This is a genomic window from Lentibacillus halodurans (assembly GCF_900112045.1).
GTDB classification, from domain to species: Bacteria; Bacillota; Bacilli; order Bacillales; family Amphibacillaceae; genus Lentibacillus; species Lentibacillus halodurans.
In genome coordinates this window covers 39,008-62,510 of sequence record NZ_FOJW01000016.1, presented here as the reverse complement: position 1 = coordinate 62,510, position 23,503 = coordinate 39,008, and the positions used below count along the sequence as shown (strand labels likewise).

The 23,503-nt window shown below is 43.2% G+C and carries 23 protein-coding genes and 1 pseudogene; 14 read left to right on the top strand and 10 right to left on the bottom strand.

The genetic code is table 11. The features are described 5' to 3' along the window. Positions 1–75 precede the first annotated feature (75 nt). Positions 76–906, top strand: coding sequence for an aldo/keto reductase (locus BM195_RS15850; RefSeq protein ID WP_090240800.1), 831 nt, complete (start codon positions 76–78; stop codon positions 904–906). 299 nt (positions 907–1,205) lie between these two features. Beyond that, positions 1,206–2,759: an AbgT family transporter gene (locus BM195_RS15845; RefSeq protein WP_090240798.1), complete on the top strand. Its 1,554-nt coding sequence runs from the start codon at positions 1,206–1,208 to the stop codon at positions 2,757–2,759. Positions 2,760–2,924: 165 nt separating this feature from the next. Here BM195_RS15845 and BM195_RS15840 read toward each other — a convergent pair whose 3' ends face one another. Beyond that, entirely contained in the window at positions 2,925–3,758 is an 834-nt protein-coding gene (locus BM195_RS15840) for a YitT family protein (RefSeq protein WP_090240796.1), read from the bottom strand. A gap of 293 nt (positions 3,759–4,051) precedes the next feature. Here BM195_RS15840 and BM195_RS18690 point away from each other — a divergent pair, with 293 nt between their 5' ends. Beyond that, positions 4,052–4,228: a hypothetical protein gene (locus BM195_RS18690; RefSeq protein ID WP_244535787.1), complete on the top strand. Its 177-nt coding sequence runs from the start codon at positions 4,052–4,054 to the stop codon at positions 4,226–4,228. A gap of 359 nt (positions 4,229–4,587) precedes the next feature. Here the strand turns inward: BM195_RS18690 and BM195_RS15830 are convergent, their stop codons facing one another. Together BM195_RS15830 and BM195_RS15825 are read right to left on the bottom strand one after the other, a co-directional pair. Beyond that, complete coding sequence (locus tag BM195_RS15830) at positions 4,588–5,412, bottom strand: phosphosulfolactate synthase (protein ID WP_090240794.1); 825 nt, start codon at positions 5,410–5,412, stop codon at positions 4,588–4,590. Beyond that, positions 5,412–6,800: an MmgE/PrpD family protein gene (locus tag BM195_RS15825; protein WP_090240792.1), complete on the bottom strand. Its 1,389-nt coding sequence runs from the start codon at positions 6,798–6,800 to the stop codon at positions 5,412–5,414. The genes BM195_RS15830 and BM195_RS15825 overlap by 1 nt, the downstream gene beginning before the upstream one ends. Positions 6,801–7,134: 334 nt before the next feature. On the opposite strand from BM195_RS15825, the gene BM195_RS15820 reads away from it, so the two are divergent. Continuing rightward, on the top strand, positions 7,135–7,578 hold the full coding sequence (locus tag BM195_RS15820) for a hypothetical protein (RefSeq protein WP_090240790.1): 444 nt from the start codon (positions 7,135–7,137) through the stop codon (positions 7,576–7,578). A gap of 90 nt (positions 7,579–7,668) precedes the next feature. On the opposite strand, the gene BM195_RS15815 is transcribed toward BM195_RS15820, so the two are convergent. From BM195_RS15815 to rfbA, 7 genes are read right to left on the bottom strand one after another with little or no spacing between them, the layout of a single operon-like run. After that, positions 7,669–9,351 (bottom strand): DUF6044 family protein, encoded by a 1,683-nt coding sequence (locus BM195_RS15815; protein ID WP_090240788.1) that lies wholly within the window; start codon positions 9,349–9,351, stop codon positions 7,669–7,671. Continuing rightward, on the bottom strand, positions 9,314–10,426 hold the full coding sequence (rffA, locus tag BM195_RS15810) for a dTDP-4-amino-4,6-dideoxygalactose transaminase (RefSeq protein WP_090240787.1): 1,113 nt from the start codon (positions 10,424–10,426) through the stop codon (positions 9,314–9,316). The genes BM195_RS15815 and rffA overlap by 38 nt, the downstream gene beginning before the upstream one ends. Before the next feature lie 10 nt (positions 10,427–10,436). Beyond that, positions 10,437–10,802, bottom strand: coding sequence for an EamA family transporter (locus BM195_RS15805; RefSeq protein ID WP_090240784.1), 366 nt, complete (start codon positions 10,800–10,802; stop codon positions 10,437–10,439). Then, entirely contained in the window at positions 10,802–11,476 is a 675-nt protein-coding gene (locus BM195_RS15800; protein ID WP_090240782.1) for a GNAT family N-acetyltransferase, read from the bottom strand. The genes BM195_RS15805 and BM195_RS15800 overlap by 1 nt, the downstream gene beginning before the upstream one ends. A gap of 1 nt (position 11,477) precedes the next feature. Further along, positions 11,478–12,431: a glycosyltransferase family 2 protein gene (locus BM195_RS15795; protein ID WP_090240780.1), complete on the bottom strand. Its 954-nt coding sequence runs from the start codon at positions 12,429–12,431 to the stop codon at positions 11,478–11,480. Beyond that, positions 12,410–13,423 (bottom strand): dTDP-glucose 4,6-dehydratase, encoded by a 1,014-nt coding sequence (gene rfbB, locus BM195_RS15790; protein ID WP_090240774.1) that lies wholly within the window; start codon positions 13,421–13,423, stop codon positions 12,410–12,412. Before rfbB ends, BM195_RS15795 begins: the two co-directional genes overlap by 22 nt. Then, positions 13,416–14,348: a glucose-1-phosphate thymidylyltransferase RfbA gene (gene rfbA / locus BM195_RS15785; RefSeq protein ID WP_090240769.1), complete on the bottom strand. Its 933-nt coding sequence runs from the start codon at positions 14,346–14,348 to the stop codon at positions 13,416–13,418. The genes rfbB and rfbA overlap by 8 nt, the downstream gene beginning before the upstream one ends. Before the next feature lie 534 nt (positions 14,349–14,882). Here rfbA and BM195_RS18140 point away from each other — a divergent pair. The 10 genes and pseudogenes from BM195_RS18140 to BM195_RS15735 all read left to right on the top strand — a co-directional run. Continuing rightward, positions 14,883–15,032: pseudogene (locus BM195_RS18140) on the top strand (penicillin acylase family protein); the annotation flags it as partial. A gap of 474 nt (positions 15,033–15,506) precedes the next feature. Next, a complete protein-coding gene (locus tag BM195_RS18925) occupies positions 15,507–15,824 on the top strand; it encodes a penicillin acylase family protein (RefSeq protein ID WP_280141274.1) in 318 nt (105 codons plus the stop codon). Next, complete coding sequence (locus tag BM195_RS18920; RefSeq protein ID WP_090240752.1) at positions 15,764–16,312, top strand: penicillin acylase family protein; 549 nt, start codon at positions 15,764–15,766, stop codon at positions 16,310–16,312. The genes BM195_RS18925 and BM195_RS18920 overlap by 61 nt, the downstream gene beginning before the upstream one ends. Positions 16,313–16,331: 19 nt before the next feature. After that, positions 16,332–17,015: a ribose-5-phosphate isomerase RpiA gene (rpiA, locus tag BM195_RS15765; protein WP_090240743.1), complete on the top strand. Its 684-nt coding sequence runs from the start codon at positions 16,332–16,334 to the stop codon at positions 17,013–17,015. Positions 17,016–17,112: 97 nt separating this feature from the next. Next, positions 17,113–19,761, top strand: a complete 2,649-nt coding sequence (locus tag BM195_RS15760; RefSeq protein WP_090240738.1) for a sigma 54-interacting transcriptional regulator — start codon at positions 17,113–17,115, stop codon at positions 19,759–19,761. A 258-nt stretch (positions 19,762–20,019) separates the two neighbouring features. Beyond that, positions 20,020–20,241: a hypothetical protein gene (locus BM195_RS15755; protein ID WP_090240729.1), complete on the top strand. Its 222-nt coding sequence runs from the start codon at positions 20,020–20,022 to the stop codon at positions 20,239–20,241. Positions 20,242–20,264: 23 nt separating this feature from the next. Then, positions 20,265–20,582 carry a PTS sugar transporter subunit IIB gene (locus BM195_RS15750; RefSeq protein ID WP_170848283.1) on the top strand — a complete coding sequence of 106 codons (318 nt, stop codon included), beginning with the start codon at positions 20,265–20,267 and terminating at the stop codon, positions 20,580–20,582. 66 nt (positions 20,583–20,648) lie between these two features. Then, positions 20,649–21,941 (top strand): PTS sugar transporter subunit IIC, encoded by a 1,293-nt coding sequence (locus BM195_RS15745; protein ID WP_090240814.1) that lies wholly within the window; start codon positions 20,649–20,651, stop codon positions 21,939–21,941. 30 nt (positions 21,942–21,971) lie between these two features. Continuing rightward, positions 21,972–22,301 (top strand): PTS lactose/cellobiose transporter subunit IIA, encoded by a 330-nt coding sequence (locus tag BM195_RS15740; RefSeq protein WP_090240727.1) that lies wholly within the window; start codon positions 21,972–21,974, stop codon positions 22,299–22,301. 209 nt (positions 22,302–22,510) lie between these two features. Beyond that, the gene (locus BM195_RS15735) at positions 22,511–23,494 is read left to right on the top strand and encodes a Gfo/Idh/MocA family protein (RefSeq protein WP_090240725.1); all 984 of its coding nucleotides are present in this window, start codon (positions 22,511–22,513) and stop codon (positions 23,492–23,494) included. Positions 23,495–23,503 lie beyond the last annotated feature (9 nt).

The following is a 23,503-nucleotide window of genomic DNA, read 5'->3' as shown; positions in this document are numbered from 1 at the left end:
TCACGAAGCTGACATTTTGTGTGCAGATCCGGGGATAGTGTATAGTAAAATTATAGCTAAAATGGAGGGAATGTCATGATTACAAATCTTCAGGATACGGTTACATTAAATAATGGCGTCAAAATGCCCGGATTCGGATTGGGTGTTTACAAAGTTGAAGATGGTGATGTCACGGTTAAATCCGTTACAGCTGCCCTGAAACACGGATATCGAAGTATTGATACGGCATCATTTTACGATAATGAAAAGGGTGTCGGTCAGGGAATCAGGGAATCCGGTGTTCCAAGAGAAAAGATTTTTGTTACGTCAAAAGTCTGGAATGATGAACAGGGCTATGAAAGCACTTTGCAGGCATTTGAAACAAGCCTTGAAAAGCTTGGATTGGATTATCTTGATTTGTACTTGATTCACTGGCCTGTCAAAGGGAAGTATAAAGATACATGGAAAGCAATGGAAAAATTATATAACGAAGGCAAAGTCAGGGCAATTGGTGTGAGCAATTTTCACGTTCACCATTTACAGGACTTGTTTGCTGACAGTAAGGTTAAACCTGTGATTGATCAGGTTGAATATCATCCGCACTTGACGCAGGAAAAACTGAAGGCCTTTTGCGAAGAGAAGGATATTCAGCTCGAGGCCTGGTCACCGCTAAAAAAAGGCAGACTCATGGATGATCCGGTGATTGCCAGGCTTGCAGAGAAATATGGCAAAACGCCAGCACAAATCATATTGCGCTGGGATGTGCAAAATCATGTCGTTACGATTCCAAAGTCAACACATGAACACAGGATACAGGAAAATGCGGATATTTTTGATTTTGATCTGACTGATGATGAAATGAAATTGATCAGCAATCTAAACATTGATGACCGTACAGGCAAAAACCCGGACAGTTTGGACGATTAGGATGATTATATTCATATTAGGGTAATTTTAGCTCATTACAAAAAGGAGTGTTATAGCTCCTTTTTTAATTTGATACAAAATGACAGGTCCAAAACATGGACAGAGCTATTTTCCGGCTGACATCACCATCTTGATTCCTTTCACATAAACAGAATTTAAAAAAATATTTTACTTTTCCTACTTATCATTTGTGTGTTTAAATTCGTAACGGTACGCTTTATAATGTTATCCGTAGCTGTAAATCTTTTTGCAATACTTTTCAGAATATTATCGACAGTGCAGCAAGAAAGGAGTATTTGATGGACAAGCAGAAGAAAGGGATTTTTCAGCGGTTTTTGGATGGGGTTGAATTCATCGGTAATAAATTGCCGCATCCTATCACATTATTTGCTATTTTAGCAGGACTTGTTCTGGTTCTATCAGCTGCTTTACAGCCTTTGGGCATCAGCGTAGAACACCCTGGTGAAGAAGGCGAAATGGTAGAAATCAAGAATCTACTCAATGCTGAAGGACTTCAATATATTTTCGGCAGTATGACTGATAACTTTATTGGGTTTGCCCCGCTGGGTGTTGTGCTTGTCACAATGCTTGGTATCGGAGTAGCAGAACGTACCGGATTAATCAGTGCATTGTTGCGTAGCTTTGTATTGTCCGTACCGACAAGGTTTATTACAGTTGGCTTGGTTTTTGCCGGAATTATGTCAAGCGTGGCTTCAGATGCCGGTTATGTTGTTCTCCCGCCGCTTGGTGCATTGATTTTTGCTGCGATGGGACGACATCCGTTAGCCGGTCTTGCTGCTGCGTTTGCCGGCGTATCTGCTGGTTTCAGTGCTAACCTCGTATTATCCGGCACAGACGTTATGCTTGGTGAACTGACAATTGCCGCGGCATCAACCATTGATCCGGCATATGCTGAGACAATGAATATCGCTATGAACTGGATTTTCATTGCTATTTCGGTCTTTGTGCTGACGTTTATCGGTACCTGGGTAACAGAACGTGTCGTTGTTCCGCGCCTGGGCGAATATAAAGGTAAAAATTCGGATGGCGGGAACGATGAGGAACTTGAAGGAATTAAACCAATCGAAAAGAAAGGCCTTATCTGGTCCGGTTTATCCTTGGTTGTTGGCCTAGTATTGACGGCATTGCTTGTGTTGCCGGAAAATGCACCGTTGCGGGGAACGGAAGGCAATTATATGGATCAAATTATCCAGTCTCCGTTTATGAGTTCATTAGTACCAATCATTGCGATTCTATTCTTTATACCTGGTCTCGTGTACGGTATAATCACCAAAGTAATCCGTAACGATAAAGATGTTGCGGGACAAATGACTGATACAATGGCATCAATGGGGATGTTTATCGTTTTGGCCTTTACAGCAGGTCAATTTGTTGCCTACTTCAATGAGTCAAATATGGGTATGGTACTTGGTGTATATGGTGCAGAATTTTTGGACAGCATCAATTTGACAGGCATTCCATTAATATTAATGTTTGTCCTGATAACCGGCTTTATTAACTTGTTTATCGGAAGTGCCTCTGCCAAGTGGGCGATGATGGCGCCGATCTTCGTACCGATCATGATGCAGCTCGGTTATTCGCCTGAGTTGACACAGATGGCCTACCGTGTGGCTGACTCATCAACGAATATCATAACACCTTTGATGACCTACTTTGCGATCATCATTGCATTTGCACAGAAATATGATAAGAAAATGGGTATTGGTACGATGATTTCCGTTATGCTGCCATACTCCTTATACTTCCTGATCGGGTGGACGATCATGCTGGTTGTATGGATGCTGCTTGGCATTCCGCTTGGTCCAGGTTCACCGATTATATATGGCGGATAATAAAAAAGTCCTTTCATTCCCTGGCTGGGAGTGGAGGACTTTTTTATAAGCCAGTTTTGTGGAACTTTTGAAAAACTTGCTGCAACGCCAGGTGAAACGCCTGGAAGCTGGAACATTAGCCAGGAGTCCATAGACTTCAGGCGCCCGAGTTGACACGGTCTTCCTTCATCTCCCCTTATAGCCTTTTCGGAAAATTTCCTGGACGGGGTGAACGGTCACATATGCATTCGGGTCAATGTCGGTAATAATTTTTCGGAATGGTACGATTTCATATCTATTGATAACAAGATACAAAACTTCCTGCTGTGACTTGGTGTAGCCTCCTCTTCCCTCCAGCACTGTAATACCGCGTGCCATTTTACGCGTAACGGCCTCCAATACTTCATCAGGAGAGCTGGAAATAATCATGACCGCTGTCCGTTCATTAGCACCTTCCACTACAACATCAATGATTTTTGCTCCGACATATACGGAAATGAGCGTGTACATAGCCCGTTCCTGTCCGATGATAAATGCTGATCCTGCAATAACGGCGACATCGATGATAAGCATCCCTTTTCCAATCGTCCAGCCGAACAACTGACTGGCGAGGCGGGCAAGAATGGCAGAACCGCCTGATGTCCCACCGGCCCGGAAGATAAGGCCAAGTCCCAGACCGACTCCCAGACCGGCAAATAAGGCTGCCAGCAGCATATCATCATTAATTTCACTGCCCCAATCAACGGTTACATGTAAAAAAAGTGATGTGAAAATAATAGCAATGATCGTGTAAATGGTGACACGTTTTTCGAAAAATCTATAGCCTGCTGCGACAAGAGTGGTATTGAGTACAAAATTCACAACACCTGGTGACCATTCGAATAAATAATACGTAACAATCGTAATCCCGATGACCCCGCCTTCTGATAAACGGTTGGGAATTGCGAAATAATTGACGCCGATAGAGAATATAAATGATCCAATGACAATTAAAAATAAATCCCGTATGGTTTTGCTCATGCACAGCCCTCCTTAAGGACAATCATGTTATAAATGGGGTCCACAAATGATAGCTGCTGTCTATTATAACGAATGCTTCCTTGTTTGAGAAATGGAGAAGGGGGTTTATCGTATCCATCGCTCAAGACCAAATTCAAATGGTCGAGAGAAGGATAAAGTTTCGATCGAGCCATATCCGAAACTGATTGAGGATAGCACAAAATCGATCGCGTCATGCAAAAAACTGACCGAGAGCAGTACCAAATCGTGTGACAAACTAATATCAATCCGGTAATTTTGCAGGTCAAGATAACATTAATAAGCGAGGGAATCCAAAAGGAAGGAAAGTCTTATACTTCGTTGTTCGGAACATGATGCGCCAACAAAAAGCAGCACCAAATCACATTGTAGATTACTATTACAAATTAAAAAAACAACCTCATCCTAAGAAGGACAAGGTTGTGATAGTAGCTTGTATCAACAACTACTAAAATGTATCTATTCCATGGTCAGGAACAATACAAAGTACGATTATTCGTACGTGGTTTCTATTGACCAATCATATATTAACATTATATCACGAATGCCCTCAGTTTAAAAAAATTGAATCGCTGAGGTTTATTTCCTATGTGCAAAATAGGTAAAGTAGAATAATCATTAGTTTAATATTTATACTTGACTAATCGTAGAAAACGAGGCTGGGACAAAAGAACGTTTATAAAACAAAAATCCGAACAAACAAAGCAAGGTATGTCTCCGCTGCGGAAAATACGCAGCTAAAACGGACTTTGGTGGTCTTTTAAGCCGCTTTACTTTAGTTATGTCCCAGTCTCATTCCAAATATGGTTTATTATTCATTAAACGTGACGACACGGCCCCATAAATCTTTTGTTCCCCAAATGCCGCGGCGCAGCACTTCCAGCTGAACGATCTGACTGTGGTCGACGAATACATTTACATCGGGGCCATAGTTTTTAATATACCATTCAAACACATCCGGATCGGCGGCTTCGAACATAACATTTTCTGTGCCGAGTTCACGTGCAAACTGAGTGGCCATTTCCGTCCGCCAATTGCTGACGCTTTCGGTAATCCCTTCTGATTCAATCATCAGCATATAGGCGCCGGCATCCAGGCAGCGTTTACCGATTTCAATCGCGTGTGATGGGTCGGTAATGCCTTCTGCTTCATTTTGTTCGACCGTGTTGGTTCCGCCGGCTCCGAATTGGATGCCGATTTCGGGTTTGGCGAGAAGGCCAGCTTTTTGTACTTTCTCAACTAGGCGGACAATATCATCGGTAGGCATGGTGATAAAGCCAGTTGAAATTTCGATTATGTCAAAGCCGACGCGCTTGCATTCATTGATATAATGATCAACTGCTTCAGGCCCTTGTGTCAGGACAGTTTCCATAAAGCCTCCCGTTGACACTTTGACGCCAAATTCATGAGCAAGATCGAGCAGTTCCCGAAGCTTATTTTCCGGGTATAAGGTGAAGGCTCCGCCGGAAAACTTCAAAATGTCCACATAATCACCCATGGTTTCCAGAATATCCTGTAAATAACTTGTGCCCATAACAGCATAGTATGGTCCGCGGATTTCGGTAATCCCATGAGTACGTGGTTTTTCCTGACGGCTGTTCATTCGAATATCTTGAAAAGCTCTTTGGTTACGCATCATGCGTCATCCTCTCTGGTTTTAATTTGTCCAAGTAATTCGGTTAATTCACGGACTTTCACATGTTCCAAATTTCTAATGGTGTCCGCGATTTCCTGAGTAAGTTCACTGTCGATCCCCTGCGTCAAACCATTATATTTTTCCATCAGGACATCCCAGCTGGCGGGATGTGTTGTAAACCCTTGATAATCACTTTTTTCAATCTTAAAAATCCGTCCATCTTTTGTTTCCAGTTCGATTCTGCAGGCCATTTCACCCGGAAAACGTCTGCTGTACGCTGCATTAGGTGTGACATCGACTTTTTGCAGCAGCTCTTGGACGTCATTACGCTTGATACGACCGGGTTTATACTGCTCCGGCATGATCTGGCCATCGAGATATGCGGCAGCCAGCATATATGGCAATGAATGGTCAGCCTCTTCTTTATAACGGATACGTTTTTTCCCGCCTTCTTCTCCGCCGCCGATGATATTATAGGCGACATCAAACGTATTGAGCCGGATTGCTTTGATATTTTCAGGTTCAATATATTCACGATCGCGAAGCTCCAGTAGTCCTTCAATGGACGATTGAGAATGAATTTCTGCATTGAATCGCTTGATGATCGTATCGGTAACACGTTCGAGATTTTCTTTTTTCCAATCGATTGCAAATTCTCCTGTGATGGCATCCATCAACCCTTTGTTTCCTTCAAAAACTTCTCGGGGGCCGGTAATGCCGTATTTGGCAAGCATTGTTGCATGAACCGCTCCCTTTGCTGTGTTCGGATAGGCGAGTCCTTTATAATTTGACAGCTCACCGGTTCTTGTTACCCTGAGCGAATGATATCCGGTACCGGCAATGGTAATCGCGTTAGCAATTTGATTCCAGCTGAGTCCCATTGCACGAGCTGCTCCCGTTGCAGCACCATATGCACCCTGAACGGTATGGTCAAATCCATGTTTCCGGACAGGCGCCACATCTGACAGGCGGCATTGCACCTGATAGGCAATCGCAAGCGCCAGCAGAAAGTCACGTCCGTCCGCGTCAGCATATTCTGCTGCCGCGAGCACCGGTGCGATGTTATCGGAAGGATGCCCGGTTTCTTCTCGGGCAAGATAGGCATCATTAAAATCGAGATAGCGGACAGCAGCTCCGTTAAAAAACGTTGCGTAGTCCGGGGTTGTTTTTCCGCCACCGATCAGTGTAACAAGCCCTTTACCGCCAAGATCCGCTGTCATCCTGCGAATGTTTTGTACAGGTTCGCCGTGAAGTGCTCCAATGGCAACTCCAATAGAATCCAGCACCCGTCTTTTCAGTGCTTCCTTTGCCTGTTCGGACAAGTTATTCCAGTCAGCATTGTGAGCCCACTCACCCAGCTGTTCAACCATTGTTTTTTCGTTTGACATGTGAATCACCTCCAGATTTTTATGACGCCTTAACGGACAGTAATCCTCAAACATTCAGCGGCAAAATCGTTCCGTTGAATGAGGTTTCACTTTTGGGAAATGGCACCCAGTGGCCACAATCGTGAAGGAAGTTTTCCTTTACTTCCTTCACTTATAATCATATGGCAGTTTATGATAAAAATAAATTATTTAAACTCACAAAATAGATACTAAATACTTATATAAAGTGATAAGCTGATTTTTTAGCTGTATGAGAAGAGACTGGTTTAATGCCATGTACTGATTTGTCCTTTTTGGGAATAAAATGATATTAATATGGTGTGGGAGGGGTCCGATGCGGAATATTGTGGTGATTTTCATCGTGGTATTGGTTGGTGTAGCCATTTTCTTTCTTTTTTATAAATCCTCAGAGAAACAGGCAATTGAAGCGGTTGAAACATTTTATACACATGAACAAAATGCCGATTTTTCGGATTCCTGGGAGATGTTTCATCCATTCATGAAAGAAAAATTTGATAAAGCTCATTATTTGCAGGACCGTGCTCATGTGTTCATGAATCATTTCGGGGTAACGACATTTTCCTTTTCGGTGGAGGAAGCAAATGAAATTAAAGACTGGAAGCCTGAAGTAGATGCAGCCACGATTGATGTTGTCTACAAAGTGATCGTAGAACAGTATTATCAAGGCAAGTACGGGAATTTCACACTGGTACAAAATGTGTTTGCAACGGAAATTGACGGTGAATGGAAGATTTTATGGGATTACACGGATTATTAATGCTTTTTAAGGGTTAAATGTCTTGTATGGAACACCATTGCCAGATTAAAACGTGGCACCCATTAAAACGGATGCCACCATACTGCTGATTCATTCAGCTGCTTTAACGCGGTACAAGTAAATCTTCCATGGGGATTGGCTGTTTTCAAAACTGCGCTTAAATGCCAGCTGATTTTCCTCATGGTTATCGATTGGTACGGCGGAAAATATGTAGTCACCGCCTAAATCAGCTAATGCTTGAGTATTGATATTAAGGTTATCCAGCACTGTGTTACTATTTTTGCTCACCATATCGTCCTTGCCCAGTTCAGCCGTATACATGTACAAACGCCCGCCCCATGAATCGAAATAGTCCTGAATCACGGCATCCTTTGCCAATTCCGGTGCAATTATTTCCCTGAATTTATTTTTATATTCAAGCGGATAGCTGTTATTGTACGTGTCCAATGTGTAAAAGCCGTTGAATTGTGCAATCGTTGGATGAATCCCGATACTGACAATCCGGTATTCGGATTGATCTTCGCCGATATAAGCTGCAATCGAATCAAACAGTTCCCCGGAGTAAAATTCAGCAAATGTTGGCGTCCCGATGCCGCTATATTTTAATTCCTCGTTCATCCCAAACACATGCAGACATTGGGCAACGATCAGGACGGTAACGATTACTTTTGCGAATCGCATATGTTTCCAAATAATCCACAATGCAAGGGCAAAGCAAATGTACCAGATCATCGGATCCAAAAAATGAATTCTGCTAAAGTTGAACGTGTTGGCAATCATCAAGTTATCTTTCACAACACGCCACCCTTCCCAATACCATAAGGCGTACCACATTGAGAGAGCAGCATTAAACAATAACAGGCCAATCATCATTTTAGGTTTTAAGTACCGGAATATTGCTACGATCAATGCTACACCAATGACCGGGAGGATAATATGTTTATGAGCTGCCATGTCATGTGTATGTCCATTAAGTAAGTTATCAAAAAACAAATGAATGGCCCCCATCAGATCTTTATGACCAAGATCAAGATCTTCCCGGTGAGAAATAAAGCTTTCATTGAAAAACATGGCATATATCAGCATGTAATTTTTTATCAGGTAAATACTTGTCATACTGGCAATTGCCGTGAAAAACGCCCAATTTCCCCGTTTGATGCTGATCCAGTCGATCAGCCACATAACGCCCATTAATCCTAGAAAAAATACAAACGTCAAGATAAAGTTCGAGAAAAACGGAATCATTATTAATATGAACCAGTGATACCAGGGGGTGTGCCATTTGTTTTCCCGGATGGACAGGAATAAATGCAGCGCTAATGGCAAACCTGCAATGGAAAGGAGTCCGGATGGCCAAAATGGCAATAAGGCAAAAGCCAGAGAAACGCCGGTCACAATCCGTTTTGAACTGATATACCGCCGAAGTAAAAAATACATTCCGAAAAATCCGGCAACCCTCATAATCGTTTGACCGATTGTATAGGCGGTCATCGGTTCAAACAGGACATAAAACCAGACCATGATGTCAAACGGCGTAGCCAGGGTACTTCTGGGCAAGCCATTGATGACATTTGGCAGTTCAGAAATGGAAAAAAACTGACCGCTTTCAGCCAGCAGTTTGTACCAGACAATATTGGAATCCAGATTATCATGGACACGGATGTGTGTATCCTCCCCCAAAATGTAATAGGGGGACAGGTATGCTGCGATCACCAGACAGGCAAACAGAATATGTTTATATTTCGAAAAAACGCTTGATATGGCTGATGACATGATCCACATCCTTTTCTTCCAGTCCATAATACAAAGGCAGTCGGACGATTTTTTCACTTTCAGCAGTTGTATGATCATCTTTGCCGACAAATTGGCCGAATGTTTTCCCCGCATGGGATGAATGCAACGAGACGTAATGCGTGACAGCCATTATATCGTGTTCTTTCAAGTAATCGATTAATTCGGAACGACGGTCTGTCTTGATGTAAAACATATGAGCATTATGGGTGCAATTGTCCGGGACATAGGGCAAAGAAATGGTCTCCATGTCCCGAAGTCCTTCATAATAAGTTTGCCACATTTGCATTCTGTCAGCCATAATTTGATCGGTATGTTCCAATTGAACAGACAGGTATGCTGCATTCAGTTCGCTCAATAGATAGGATGAGCCAATGTCACGCCATGAGTATTTATCGACCATACCTTTGAAAAATTGCTTCCGATTTGTGCCTTTTTCCTGCAATATCTCAGCCCGTTCGATAGCGTCACGGTGGTTGATGATCAGTGCGCCGCCTTCACCGCATGTGATATTTTTTGTTTCGTGGAAGCTGAACGTGCCGAAGTGGCCGATTGTACCGAGTGGTTTTCCGTTATATGTACTTGTCAGTGCCTGGGCAGCATCTTCAATCACCCATAAGCCATGGCGGTTGGCAATCTCCATGATCGCATCCATGTTACAGCTCACACCGGCATAATGGACGACGACAATTGCCTTCGTCTGTTCAGTGATAGCTGCTTCAATGGCTGCCGGTGATATGTTCATCGTTTTTGGTTCTACATCGACAAATCGGATGGATGCTCCTCTCAGCGCAAAGGCATTCGCCGTTGAGACAAAGGTGTAAGATGACATGATGATTTCATCTTCTGGACCAGATTTGGTCAAGAGGGCTGTCATTTCCAATGCTGCTGTGCAGGAAGGGGTCAGCATCCCCTTTTCACAGCCTAGCTGATTTTCCAGCCAGTCCGTACATTTCTTACCAAATGAGCCATTGCCGGAGAGCTTCTGATTGGCAATGGCTTGCTGTATCGCGGTTTCTTCTTTCCCAATATGACATGGTTTGTTAAAATCGATCAACTATAACACCTCACAATGATTGGCTCGTGACAACGATTCCGGCGATAATAAGGGTCAGTCCCACAATCTTTTGTACTGTTACCGGATCACCGAACAGGATGACTGACAGCAGAAACACGAGTAAAAATGACAGACTCATAAACGGATAGGCGTAGCTGATATTAAATTTTGTCATCGCTGCCATCCAGCACAATGCAGCCAGAAATGCTGAAAGGAAGCCGGAGATAATCCATGGGTTCAGCAATAGCTGCAGCAGGAAAACGAGCTTTTCCCATAATGCTTCAGGTAACGTTCCTGCCTGATCAACCTGCCATTTTAAAATCAGCTGCCCATATACGGTAAAGACGACGGTTCCGAAAATATAAATATACCCCATTAGGTTACCTCGCCGTTTAGTTTATGATATACATCAACCGTATTGCGCAGCCGGAAACCAAGGGCGTAAAACAGGTTCAGCGATGCAACATTGGCAGCTGATATGGACGTTCTCAATTCGTCATATCCGGCCTGGAATTGTTCCTTGCAGGCAAGGCTGGTAAAGACTTTGGCGAGACCTCTGCTGCGGTATTCTTCCCGTATACCCAAAAGCAGTACCTTATCACCGGTAAATCCATAAAAACCGGCCGTATCATTTCCATATTGAAGAGCAATAATTTGTCCGTTTTCCTGCAAGTCACTGACCCAGTTCATGTAGCGTTTATCAGCCATCACATCCGGTATGTTAAAGTCACGATGAAAGCGGCCGTGCATGAACGCCTCTTCAGCAATTTCCAAGATCTCATCATTATCATAGGTATTGGAAAGACTTATTCCCTTTTCGCTAAACAGGTTCAAATCTTTCTTTCTGCAAACCGGTTCGATTAATGTATCCACATAGTAAAATCCATGCCGTAATAGTGGTTCAGGGTTTTCAAGCGGTGTTACCTTTATGGTGTAATGGCCTTTATGCCGATCTGTTTCCTGGAGTGCTTCTTCGGTTGTGTTTGTCAGTTCATATGTGTTGATGTTAAAATTTCGCTTATCCCACGGGGTTTCCTGTAAATGGTTCATGTTATCGCCTCTTTTCGTCCTTATCTTCTGTTGTTTCCCGGATCAAATAAAGGGGTCTGCCCTTTGTTTCATTAAAAATTTTCCCGATGTAGAGACCGAGAACACCGAAATTGAAAAAAATCAGACCACCGATAAAATAGAGCGAGACCATGACACTTGTCCAACCTTGTACAGGCTGATCAAGGAAGAAGTAGCGTATGAATAAATACATGCCATACACGAGCGATCCCGCTGCTAATAAAAAACCAAATTGAATGGACAGCCTGAGCGGTTTATTGGATTGTGATATGATCGCGTCTGTTGCCAGTTTGATCAGTTTTCTAATGTTATAGGCCGTTTTTCCTTCTTGTCTGGCACTGTGCTGGACTGGAACGGTGCCTGTTTTATATCCCATCCATTGGATAAATAATGGGAAAAAACGATTTTGTTCACGCATTTGCCTGAACGCACTGACGACTTTCTTTTGGCTGATACTGAAGTTGGCAATGGTATGATCTGACGTTTTGCCGCTGAAATAATCGTAGACACGATAGAAAGCCTGAGAAGTTTTCCGTTTAAACCAATTATCCTGCCGCACTGTACGGTTTCCGAAAACCACTTCATAACCAGCTTGTGCTTTTTCATATAATGTCCGGATTTCTTCAGGACGGTCCTGCAGATCACAGTCCATGACGACAACCCAATCACCTGAAGCGTGATCAAGTCCTGCCGTAATGGCATGGTGCTGTCCGAAATTGCGCGCTAAATCGATCCCTTTAATCCGCTTGTCCTGTTCATGCAGCTCTTTGATAGTTTCCCAGGCGTTGTCAGGGCTTGCATCATTGACTAGAATAATCTCGAAATCGGCTGGAATGGATTCGATTGTGGCTGTGATGCGCCTGCATAGTTCCTTTAGACAGGTTTTGCAGCCATACACCGGTACAACGGTTGTAATTAAAGGGTGACTTTTTCCCATTGATCAACATACCATTCAACCGTTTTGTTAAGCCCTGCATCAAATGTCATTAAAGGCTTCCAGCCTAATGTCGTTCGTATTTTACGGTCATCTACTGCATATCGCCGGTCATGTCCTTGCCGGTCGTCAGTAAATGTAATCAGTTCTTTATGACTGTACGTCTTTGGTTTTAAGTGATCGAGAATATCACAAATCATTAGCGCCAATTCAATATTTGATTGTTCATTTCTGCCGCTGATATTGTATTTTTCCAGTGTTTTACCCTCATGGAAAACCAAGTCGAGGGCCCGGCAATGGTCTTTTACATACAGCCAATCACGGACGTTTTTTCCATCGCCGTACAGCGGAATCGGTTTACCATGCAAGGCGTTTGAAATAATGGTGGGAATCAATTTTTCCGCATGCTGTCCCGGTCCATAATTATTGGAACTGCTGGAGGTGACAATATTCATGTCGTATGTGTGACCAAAGCTTTTCACAAGCATGTCGGCACTGGCCTTTGATGCACTGTAAGGGTTTCGCGGGTCATAAGGTGTCTGTTCATTAAATCTTTTGTCTGTATCAAGCTCAAGAGACCCATATACTTCATCAGTGGAAATTTGATAAAATCGTCTTTTGTCCAGTTCGCCTGCTTTATTCCACGCATTTCGGGCGGCCTGCAGAAGGACAGTGGTACCAAGCACATTAGATTCAATAAAAGTTTTGGCATCTTTGATGGAACGGTCAACGTGCGATTCTGCTGCAAAATGGATGACGCCGTCAATATCATAATCTGAAAAAATATGATTGATGAGTTGTTCGTCGGCGATGTCACCCTTGATAAAGTCGTAGTTTTCGGTAAACGTTATGTGTTTTAGGTTCGTATCAGATCCAGCATAGGTGAGTTTATCAATGTTTATGATATGGTATTCAGGATATTGTTGCCTGATATAATGAATGAAATGAGAGGCGATGAATCCGGCGCCTCCAGTAATAAGCAGGGATTTACTCATTTTTAACCAGCTCCAGAATCGGATTTTTGTCGATTGTTTCCCAATATTGTTCGGTATGTTTCCGGTTGGCGATCTCCATTAAGTATTGCCCGTAATCGGTCTTTCTCATGCTTTCCCCTTTTTGATGCAAGGATTGTTTGCTGATATACCCCATATAATAAGCGATTTCCTCCAGACAGGCAATCTTGAATCCTTGCCGCTGCTGGGTGATTTTCACGAATTCGGATGCTTCAAACAGTGATTCATGTGTACCGGTGTCCATCCAGGCAAAACCTCTTCCAAGCAATTGAACATCCAACTGATTCCCTTTTAAATACGCTTTGTTCAAATCCGTTATCTCTGTCTCGCCGCGGTCCGAATACGGCAGTTGCTTTGCGATCTGTACGGCACGATAATCATATATGTACAATCCCGCAACTGCAAAGTCAGATTTCGGATTCTCCGGTTTTTCCTCAAGGGAGATGACTTTTTGATGATCATCAAATTCCACAACTCCGAATCGTTCGGGATCTTTCACGCGACTGCCAAAAATAGTGGCATGCCTGTGATGATTGAGCGCTTTCCTGAAAAGTGTGGTAAATCCTTGACCATAGAAAATATTGTCACCTAGTATTAACGTGACATCATCGTGTCCGATAAATTCCTCGGCCAGTATAAAGGCTTCGGGAATCCCATTTGGCTTTGACTGCTTCTTGTAGTGCAGGTTGATGCCGAATGCTGAGCCATCTCCAAGGAGGTCCTGAAAATGCGGAATATCCTCCGGAGTGCTGATAATCAGAATATCCTTGATACCACCAAGCATCAGCACAGATAGTGGATAGTAAATCATCGGCTTGTCATAGACGGGCAGCAAATGCTTATTCATTCCGATTGTGCTTGGTGCGAGTCTTGTTCCGCTTCCCCCTGCAAGTACAATCCCTTTCATGCCAATCACCTCTTGAAAGATTTTTTACCTGATATCGCGTATCTGTTATGTTAGACGTTTTCCCAATGTGTCCGTTACACCCACTCCTGCTTTAAGAACATGGAGTAAAAGGATTAGGGGGGACGGACCTCACACCGGTTTTGTCGGGCCGACAAGATGCAGGTGACAAAGGCGTTGTCACAGGACAAGGAAAGGTTCTGCAGCGATGCATCGCACGAAGAAAAAGTATAATCCTTTTTCGAGGTCGTTACGTGTTTAGCCTTTGTTCATCTTTTTTTAGCTGGGGCCGGCTAGGATCGCGACTTCCTGTCGCAACGCCGGCACTAGTACGTCCTGTCCGTCGAAACGCCTAACTGAATGAAGTTTCACTTTACATTACAGATGTCTATTTCCGTTTTTAAAGAAAATAATCTTACAATTTGTTTTCAAATTTATTACAGTTTATCAGAACAATAAAATGAAGATTGTTAGAAACATTGGCTGGGGATAATGTCTGGTTACAGTCTTTCTATTTGAGGATTTTACAGACGAGCGGCCGAGAAATCGTACGACCAGTATTCCGAAGAAGGTAAACGAATACTGCAGTGGTTTGAAGATGGCGTTAATGCATATATCGATCAGGCTAAAGCTGATAACAATCTGCCGGTGGAATATACATTGATGGGTGCTGAGCCGGCTGAATGAACACCGATTGACTCCCTGACGATCAGGAAATATATGACGTTTACATTTCCACCCTGTGCTTCTGCTTGATGACCAAGCAAACGTAATTTATAAACCTCTGAACGATAATTTCTAGTATTTTATTACAGGCATAATAATTCCATAGTTTCGAGCCGAAGCAGTTGAGGGGTACTTTTGAAAATATCATGCTGCGCTGGATAATACGCAATGCTATTATCTAATCGTTCTCCATCTTGAAGTATATAACGGTCTGTATGTTGCATTTCACAAAATGAACAGTAGTTTGAAGTTAATTCCGTTCCGCAATAAGCGCATGTTTTCATGAATAATCCTCCTTTTTAAGATAATGAATTAATGCATTTTCAATATCTTTATACATTTTACTGTCTACGGAAAGATTCCTACGTTTTTTAAGGTTCATTAAATTGCCATATCAGTAATGTATGGGCACAACCGTATCGCTATGAACGGATTGTGGAAGTCCTTGAGGCTGGAGAAAATTTGACCGTTGAGGATATGAAGGCACTGCAAATGGATCAAACGAATTTGCAGGCGCGCGCGTTTGTGCCAATGTTTATTGAAGTGCTTGATGTAGCCCACCTTTCTGATGAACAGGGTGAGGCGCTGGGACGGCTGTCAAAATGGGATTATTTGGACGAGGTGGAAGCTTCTCAGCCGCTTATTTTTCATCGTTGGATGAATGAAATCGAGAAGTTGCTGTATGACAATGAATTTCCGGAAGAGGTTATGGAATTTTTGGCGGCAAAGGCCAGACTACGGATAAGCTTTTAAGGAAGGGGAATGAATCGATCTGGATTGAGGAAAATGGCGGTTTAAAGGAGATTTTGCATACCTCCCTGGAAAGAAGAACGCTGGAGCAGCTGACGGATGAATATGGCAGTTCTATGGCAGATTGGCAATGGGGAGACTATCATAAAGTCCGGTTTGATCATCCGTTGTCAGATACCAGTTCATTGCTTTCGTTCTTTTTTAAACGCGAAGACCCGATTCCTCCTGGCGGCAGCGGTGTGACCCCAATGGCAGCCAGTTACAAAGCTGATACAGGCATTGTTGATCATGGCGTTTCATGGCGGTTTGTCCTGGATACGGATAAAATAGGCACAGGCTACCATATCGTTGGACCCGGGCAGGCAGGCCATTCCAGGAGCGACTGGTATCATAATCAGATGAACGACTGGGAGGCTGATGGTGTTTATCATGTGACAAAGATGGATGAACCTGTTGGAATGGAATTAACGCTAACACCACAAGACACATAAGCAAAGGAGGGATCACAGCATGAATGATCAGGAAAACGCAAAAAAATATGCAGGGGAAGCCTCCGTGAACTTCATTGAAAATGGGATGAAAATTGGTTTAGGATCAGGTTCAACTGTTTACTGGATGATTCGCAAGCTTGGTGAATATGTGCAGAAAGGCCTGGATATCACGGGTATTCCCTCTTCACATCAGACAGAAGCTTGGGCAAAACAATTTAGCATACCGCTGACTGATTTTACACAGACCCAGAAGTTAGATATAGCGATTGATGGAGCTGATGAGGTTGATCGGCAATGGAACTTGATAAAAGGCGGCGGTGGTGCATTGGTTCGGGAAAAAGTCATCGCAGCCGCAGCCGATCGGTTTATCGTCATTGTTGATGAATCAAAAATGGTTACGAATTTGGGTACTTTCCCGCTGCCAGTTGAAATTTTGCCATTTGGCTGGGAAGTGACTTCAAGCCGAATTGCTTCCCTGAGCGGCAAACCGGTCATACGCACAAACCCAGACCATGATATCGTTGTATCTGATAACGGGAACTTTATTGTGGATTGTGACTTCGGTGCGATTTATGATCCGAAGACACTGAATCACCAATTAAAGCAGCTGACTGGTGTTGTAGATACTGGTCTGTTCATTCAAATGGCTGATGACGTCATTGTCGGGTATCCAGATAGGACAGAAATTCAATCTGATCGATGAGGAATTGATGTGAAAACAATGTGGCATGAATTATGACCGTGTTCCTGCTAAAATAGATCTAGTATACAAATTATCAAAGAATGAGGTTCATATATAGATGAGTCGAATGATGAATATCTATCAACAATTACAGAAAATTGGCAGCAGAGGCGCTACAGCAGGTGAAATCGGGGATACACTGCAAATAGATCGTTCAACAGCAAGCCGTTATTTGAATGATTTGGTCAAAGCGAATCGTGTGGAAAAAATACCGGGAAAGCCGGTCAAATATGTAATTAAAATGCCTAAGCGTAAGGGAGCTGCGAACCTGAATGTGATCGGGGCGGAAGAGAGTCTTCAGCCCCTTCTTGAGACAGGTATGGCAGCATTTTTATACCCTTCCAGACCGCTGCCGATCTTACTGACAGGTGAAACAGGCACAGGTAAATCATATTTGGCGGAAAAGCTGTCCAATATGGCGATTGAAAATTCGGATACTTCCGGGGATGTGCCGTTCATTGCATTTAACTGTGCAGACTATGCCCAAAACCCGGAGCTGCTTGTCGGACAGATTTTTGGGATAAAACAAGGTGCGTTTACGGGTGCTACCGAGGATCAAACAGGGCTTGTTGAACAAGCAAATGGCGGCATTTTATTTTTGGATGAAATTCATCGGCTGCCGCCGTCAGGACAGGAGATGCTGTTTTATCTGATGGACAAAGGCATCTATCACCGGCTGGGGGAAGCGACCCAGGAGCGTCGTGCGAATATTGCGCTTATCGGCGCAACAACAAAGGAATCAGAAACATATATTTTGTCAACCTTACTACGCCGCTTTTCCGTGAAACTGGATGTACCTCCGCTGCGTGATAGAACCGATGCTGAGCGTAAGGCACTCATTGATCACTTCCTAACTGAAGAGGCATCGAAAATGAACACCGGCCTTTCGATTGGGAACGATTGCCGTCAAGCATTTCTGTCATATGATTGTCCCGGTAATATCGGCCAGCTGAAAAGTGATATTCAAATCGCCTGTGCAAGAGCTTATTTACGTTATTTGAATAAGGAAGAAGCGAAAGTACTGGTTAAATTAGAGGATTTCCCAGGCGAAAATCGTGTTAAAAGCAAAGGGGGAAGTCACACTTACCGGAACATTGAAGTAAACCATGAGACAGACGAACCATCTTATCTGTTTCCAAATATTTATCAGCGTCTGGATTATAAAAGCAGAGATACACAGAACAAAGATAAGCGTAATTTACAACAAGTGGTGCTTGATTATATCCGGGATCTGACGGAAAAATATCAGCAGCCTTCCTTTTCCCGGGACAGCTGGCAACAGTTGATTGACCATGATCTGTTTCAGGTGCTTCAGAACACGGTGGATATTTTAAATGCCAACCTTCCTTTTAACATTGATAAAAACCGGGTGTATGTGATCGGATTGCATTTGCAAAATTACCGGAACCATTTGCGCGAAAATATTCAAAAGGAACCTATACCGGTTATGATACATCCGAATGCGATGTATCGCCAGGCAGCTGGACAGCTTGCCTTCCAATTACGCACGGAAATTGATATGGATTTGCCTCAGGAGGAAATTGAACTGCTGGCTCATTTTCTTACACCGGAGAAACAAACGGAACAGGAAATGACCTCGGAGCAGGAATTAGCTGTAATACTTGTGACACACGGGACTTCCACTGCATCTTCCATGGCGGAAGTGACCAATTATTTGCTTGGAAATCATGTTATTCATGCTGTTGATATGCCGCTCAATATGTCAGCAGAGGATACGTATGAGCGGGTAAAAAAGACCATAAACGGAATGTCGCAAATCAGAGGTGTCCTTTTGTTAGTGGACATCGGTTCATTAATTACGATGGGGGATACAATCCAGCATGAATTGAATGTCTCCATTAAAACGTTATCAAGTGTTAACCTTCCAATGGTCCTGGAAGCCGGAAGACAGTCACTTATTTCAGAGCAGACATTGGACGGCATGTATCAGGAGGCAAAAAGTGCACTGTTAACGTTTATGGAAAAAGATCAGCAACAGGCAAGTATCCAAAAAAAGCGGCTCATTGCCACCGTCTGTTTCACCGGCGAAGGAGCCGCACAGCTTTTGGAATCATGGCTGGAAAATCAGTTGTCAACGGTTGATCAAGACGTCCTTATCCGATCAGTGCGGATTGATCCCGTGACAAAAGACACCTCCGTATTAACTGACCTGAAAGATTATTATGATGTCATCGCGATTATTGGAACGGTCCCGGTTTCAATTGAAGGCATTCCATATATTCCGGCATGGGAACTCCTGCAAGTTGAAGGAATATCCCGCATGCAGAAGCTATTGGAGATTACCAGAAAATCCAGTGTACTACAGCTTGATGAACATGTTTCGGAAGATGAAATTTATGACTTGATCATTCAAGGTCTGCAGGAAATCGTCACATATATCAATCCAAAAACAATGGCAGAATTGCTCCAGGAACATATACCTCCCATCCGTGATTATTATGGATGGGACAGCAATCGCGAGTTAGGCATGTGGATGCATATTGGAAGCCTGATTGATCGTATTTTAGATACGACGCTCAAGAATCAGGATGATCAATTCCTGTCATCCATTCCATTGGATCATCAAACGGTTCCTTCCAGTCAGGAAGTAGAGATTTGGAGACCGCTTTTTGACCACATTTATCAAACATTTCATATTGAATTGATAGATGATATAAAACGTGAAATCGTTAAACTTTCCCGCTGAATGTGTGCAAAAGATATTGCACACATTTTTTGATGACTTGTTTTATGTCGTTTGAGGCAATTGTACAGTCGCTCGCACAAAAGATTTTTGTCGTTTTCGGATAAAAGTTGGCATAACTTTTGCTGTAGTATGAATGGATGCGGCCATATGATGATCATGCAGCTGATTCCCTGTTTAGTTTTTCTAGGCTGCCTTGTATCTTCGTAGGGTTTTGCTGCCCGTTAAGACAGGGTGAAATAGCAGAATGGGAGGGATAGTTTGAAAAAGTTTTTTATGATTTACGCATCGATCTTTGCATTAATTTGGACGGGATACGGTCTTTTTGCAGTGATCACGGGAAAACCGTCAGCTAATCTTATCCTCGGATATGGTATTGCATTTTCCATTGTCATATTTGCTGCATCATGGTTCTCGTACTGGCTGATGGGCCACTATAAGAGGGTTGACAAGATGGCAAAAGAAGTTTTGACCAAAAAATAACATGGTAAAGGAGCGGAATTTCTATGGCAGATCAAATGAAAGTCATCATACTGTGCAGCTGGGGGGCTACATCCAGTCAATTGGCGAAAAAGGTACAGGAAGCGGCTGAAAAAAGAGGAATGGACGTCGAGGCATACGCCGGTGGTACCGGGGAGTTCAAAGATAAAGCAAGCCAATATGACGTTGCATTGCTTGAACCGCAAGTGCGTCACCTTAAGAAAGAAGTGACCAAAGTAGCGGATGAACACGGTATTCCGGTAGAGCTTGTTGATCAGCGGGCATTCGCCATGATGGATGGGGAAAAGGTGCTGGATCAGGCATTAGATTTACTGAAAAAATAACATAACGGATTCAAAAGGCATTTCGGACTTTTTGAACGCCTTTCTAAGGGGGAAACAATCGTGAATATGGTAGAATGGATGGAAGATAAATTAATGGAACCACTGGGCAAAATCGCCCAAAATAAATATTTGCAGTCCATCAGGGATGCGTTTGTTATTTTTGCGTTACCGATTATCATTACAGGCGCAATTTTTCTGATTATTGCCAACCCACCGACATCCCTTGACTGGGGAATTATCAATGCGTGGGAAGATGCGATTGCACCAATCCAAGGACAAATTCTATTCCCGTATAATCTGACGTTTGGAATTATGGCGGTGACTGTTGCGTTTGGTGTCGGTTACAGCCTGGCACAGAGGCATGACATGGACGCCGCCATGGCGGGGATATTATCGATGCTGGCGTTTATAATGACCGCATTTCCGGTCACTGATATTACGCAAGTACCGTTTGGGGATATTTTGGATTATCTCGGTGGACAGGGTCTGTTTGTTGCTATTATTTTAGGTGTTCTAACAACAGAGGCTATGCGATTCTTGATTAATAAAGGTGTTGCCTTTGAAATGCCTGCTGGAGTGCCGCCATATGTTATGCGAACCTTCCGTGCCTTGATACCATTCATGATCATTCTGCCAATTGTATGGATTTTGGAATGGATTGTCTGGGCAAACTTTAAGGTTACGATACCACAGGCAGTGCTTGATTTGTTCAGTCCGCTTGTTTCAGCATCGAACTCATATTGGGCTGCACTCGGTATGATTCTCTTGATGCTAGTGCTCTGGTCTATTGGTATTCACGGCATGAACGTTGTATCATCTGTTGCATACCCGTTCTGGATGACACAGATGGCAGAAAATGCTGATGCCATCAGTGCGGGTAATCCTGGTGAGGCAACCGGTATTGTCACCGAACCGTTCTTCCATATGTTCACACATATCGGTGGTTCAGGTGCGACACTAGGTCTAGCTATATTTTTACTGTTCTCGGCTTCAGTTCAGTTAAAGCAGGTTGGAAAAACAGCCATTATTCCATCCCTTTTCAATATTAATGAACCACTTATTTTCGGGGTGCCCATTGTATTGAATCCGATATTAATTATCCCGTTTGTATTGGGCCCTGTGGTGATTGTGACAGTGAACTATATCCTGTTTGCAACCGGAGTCATGCCGCCGGTAGTTGTGCAGCCGCCATTTACGGTGCCAATTTTCTTTGGTGGTTTTATTGCAACAGGTGGATCGGCGATCGCCGGATTGGTACAGATTATGAATGCTATTATTGCTGCGGTCATTTATTGGCCATTTTTCAAGCAATACGAAAAGCAACTCGTTCGAGAGGAAAAATCAACATCAGAAGCGTAATTCAGTAAACAGCTTAGAGGAGTGTGAGCAATGACCTACGAGGAGATCATGACACAGCTGATTTTACACGGCGGAAATGCCCGTGGTGCAGCTTATGAGGCGCTTGATGAAGCAGAAGAGTACAACTTTGAGAAAGCCGAAAAATTGCTGGAAGAAGCAAATGACGAATTTCTCAAAGGCCATAAATACCAGACAGAACTGATTCAAAGTGATGAAGAAGCCGTTCCAAGCTTTTTTATGATCCATGCACAGGACCATGTCATGACCGCACAGGCCGAGCTTCAGCTGATTAAACGTATGGTTGAACAATTAAAACATACGGAAAGGCTTGAAAAACGGCTTGAAAAACTGGAACAGTGATATGGGTTTATGGCCGAATTAAACGGGAGAGCAACCAAAAAAGCTTGAAATGACCGAACTTAATCATAAAAGCTGAAGCGTCCGAATAACCGGTATATTTGACCGAATCAAATTGACTGAGCTGGGAGAAACGGATGCGAATACTGCTTAACACTGATAAACTTGGTGTTAAGCAGTATTTTTACATACGAAATAGGGGAGCTGTGAATATGAACTTTGGTACTGTTGGAACAGGCTGGATTACGGATGCGTTTATCGAAGCGTCTAAGGAATCTGAAGGATTTGAGCATACGGCAGTCTATTCCAGGACTGCTGACAAGGCAAAGGGTTTTGCGGAGAAACACAAAGTCAGGCAATTTTTTACTGATTTAAAAACAATGGCAGCAAGTGACCATCTGGACGCTGTATATATCGCGTCACCAAACGCATTACATTTTGAACATGTTGTCACTTTCCTCGAACAAAAGAAACATGTCATTTGTGAAAAGCCAATTTTTTCTAACTTAAGCGAGTGGAAAGCGGCCTATCGTGCTGCGGCGGATAGTGGTGTTTATTTATTCGAGGCGATGCGGAATGTGCATTCACCTAATTTGACAAGTTTGCAGGAAGGATTGCAGCAGATTGGTCATATACGCAGCATGATTCTGCCGTTTGTCCAGTATTCATCAAGATATGATAAATATTTGCAGGGTGAGGCACCCAACATCTTTACGACGAAATTTTCGGGAGGTGCGCTTGTGGATTTAGGCGTTTATCCGCTTTCACTAGCTATAGAATTATTTGGCAAGCCTGGGGAGGCTTCTTACTTTCCGGTAAAACTTGACAGTGGCGTGGATGGCAGTGGAACGCTGGTTCTGGAATATCCGGATTTTACCGGCACCATTCTTTGTTCCAAAATCACCCAGTCATCCAATACATGTGAAATCCACGGTGAGAGAGGGACATTGGTATTTGAAAATGCCGGCGATATGTACCGTCCGAGGGTGGTGGTGAATGGGTCCCAAGAAGAGGTTCTGCTGCGGGCGGATGAACACCCGAACAATATGGTATATGAAATAAGGGAGTTTGCTCGGATTATTGATTCCGTTGATATGGATGCATATAAGCGTTTGAAGCAGCTCAGTTATGATGTATTGGCGATTACAGAAAAAGTCCGGAACGAAAATGGCATTATGTTTGGCAGTGAGAAATGATGTTTGAGG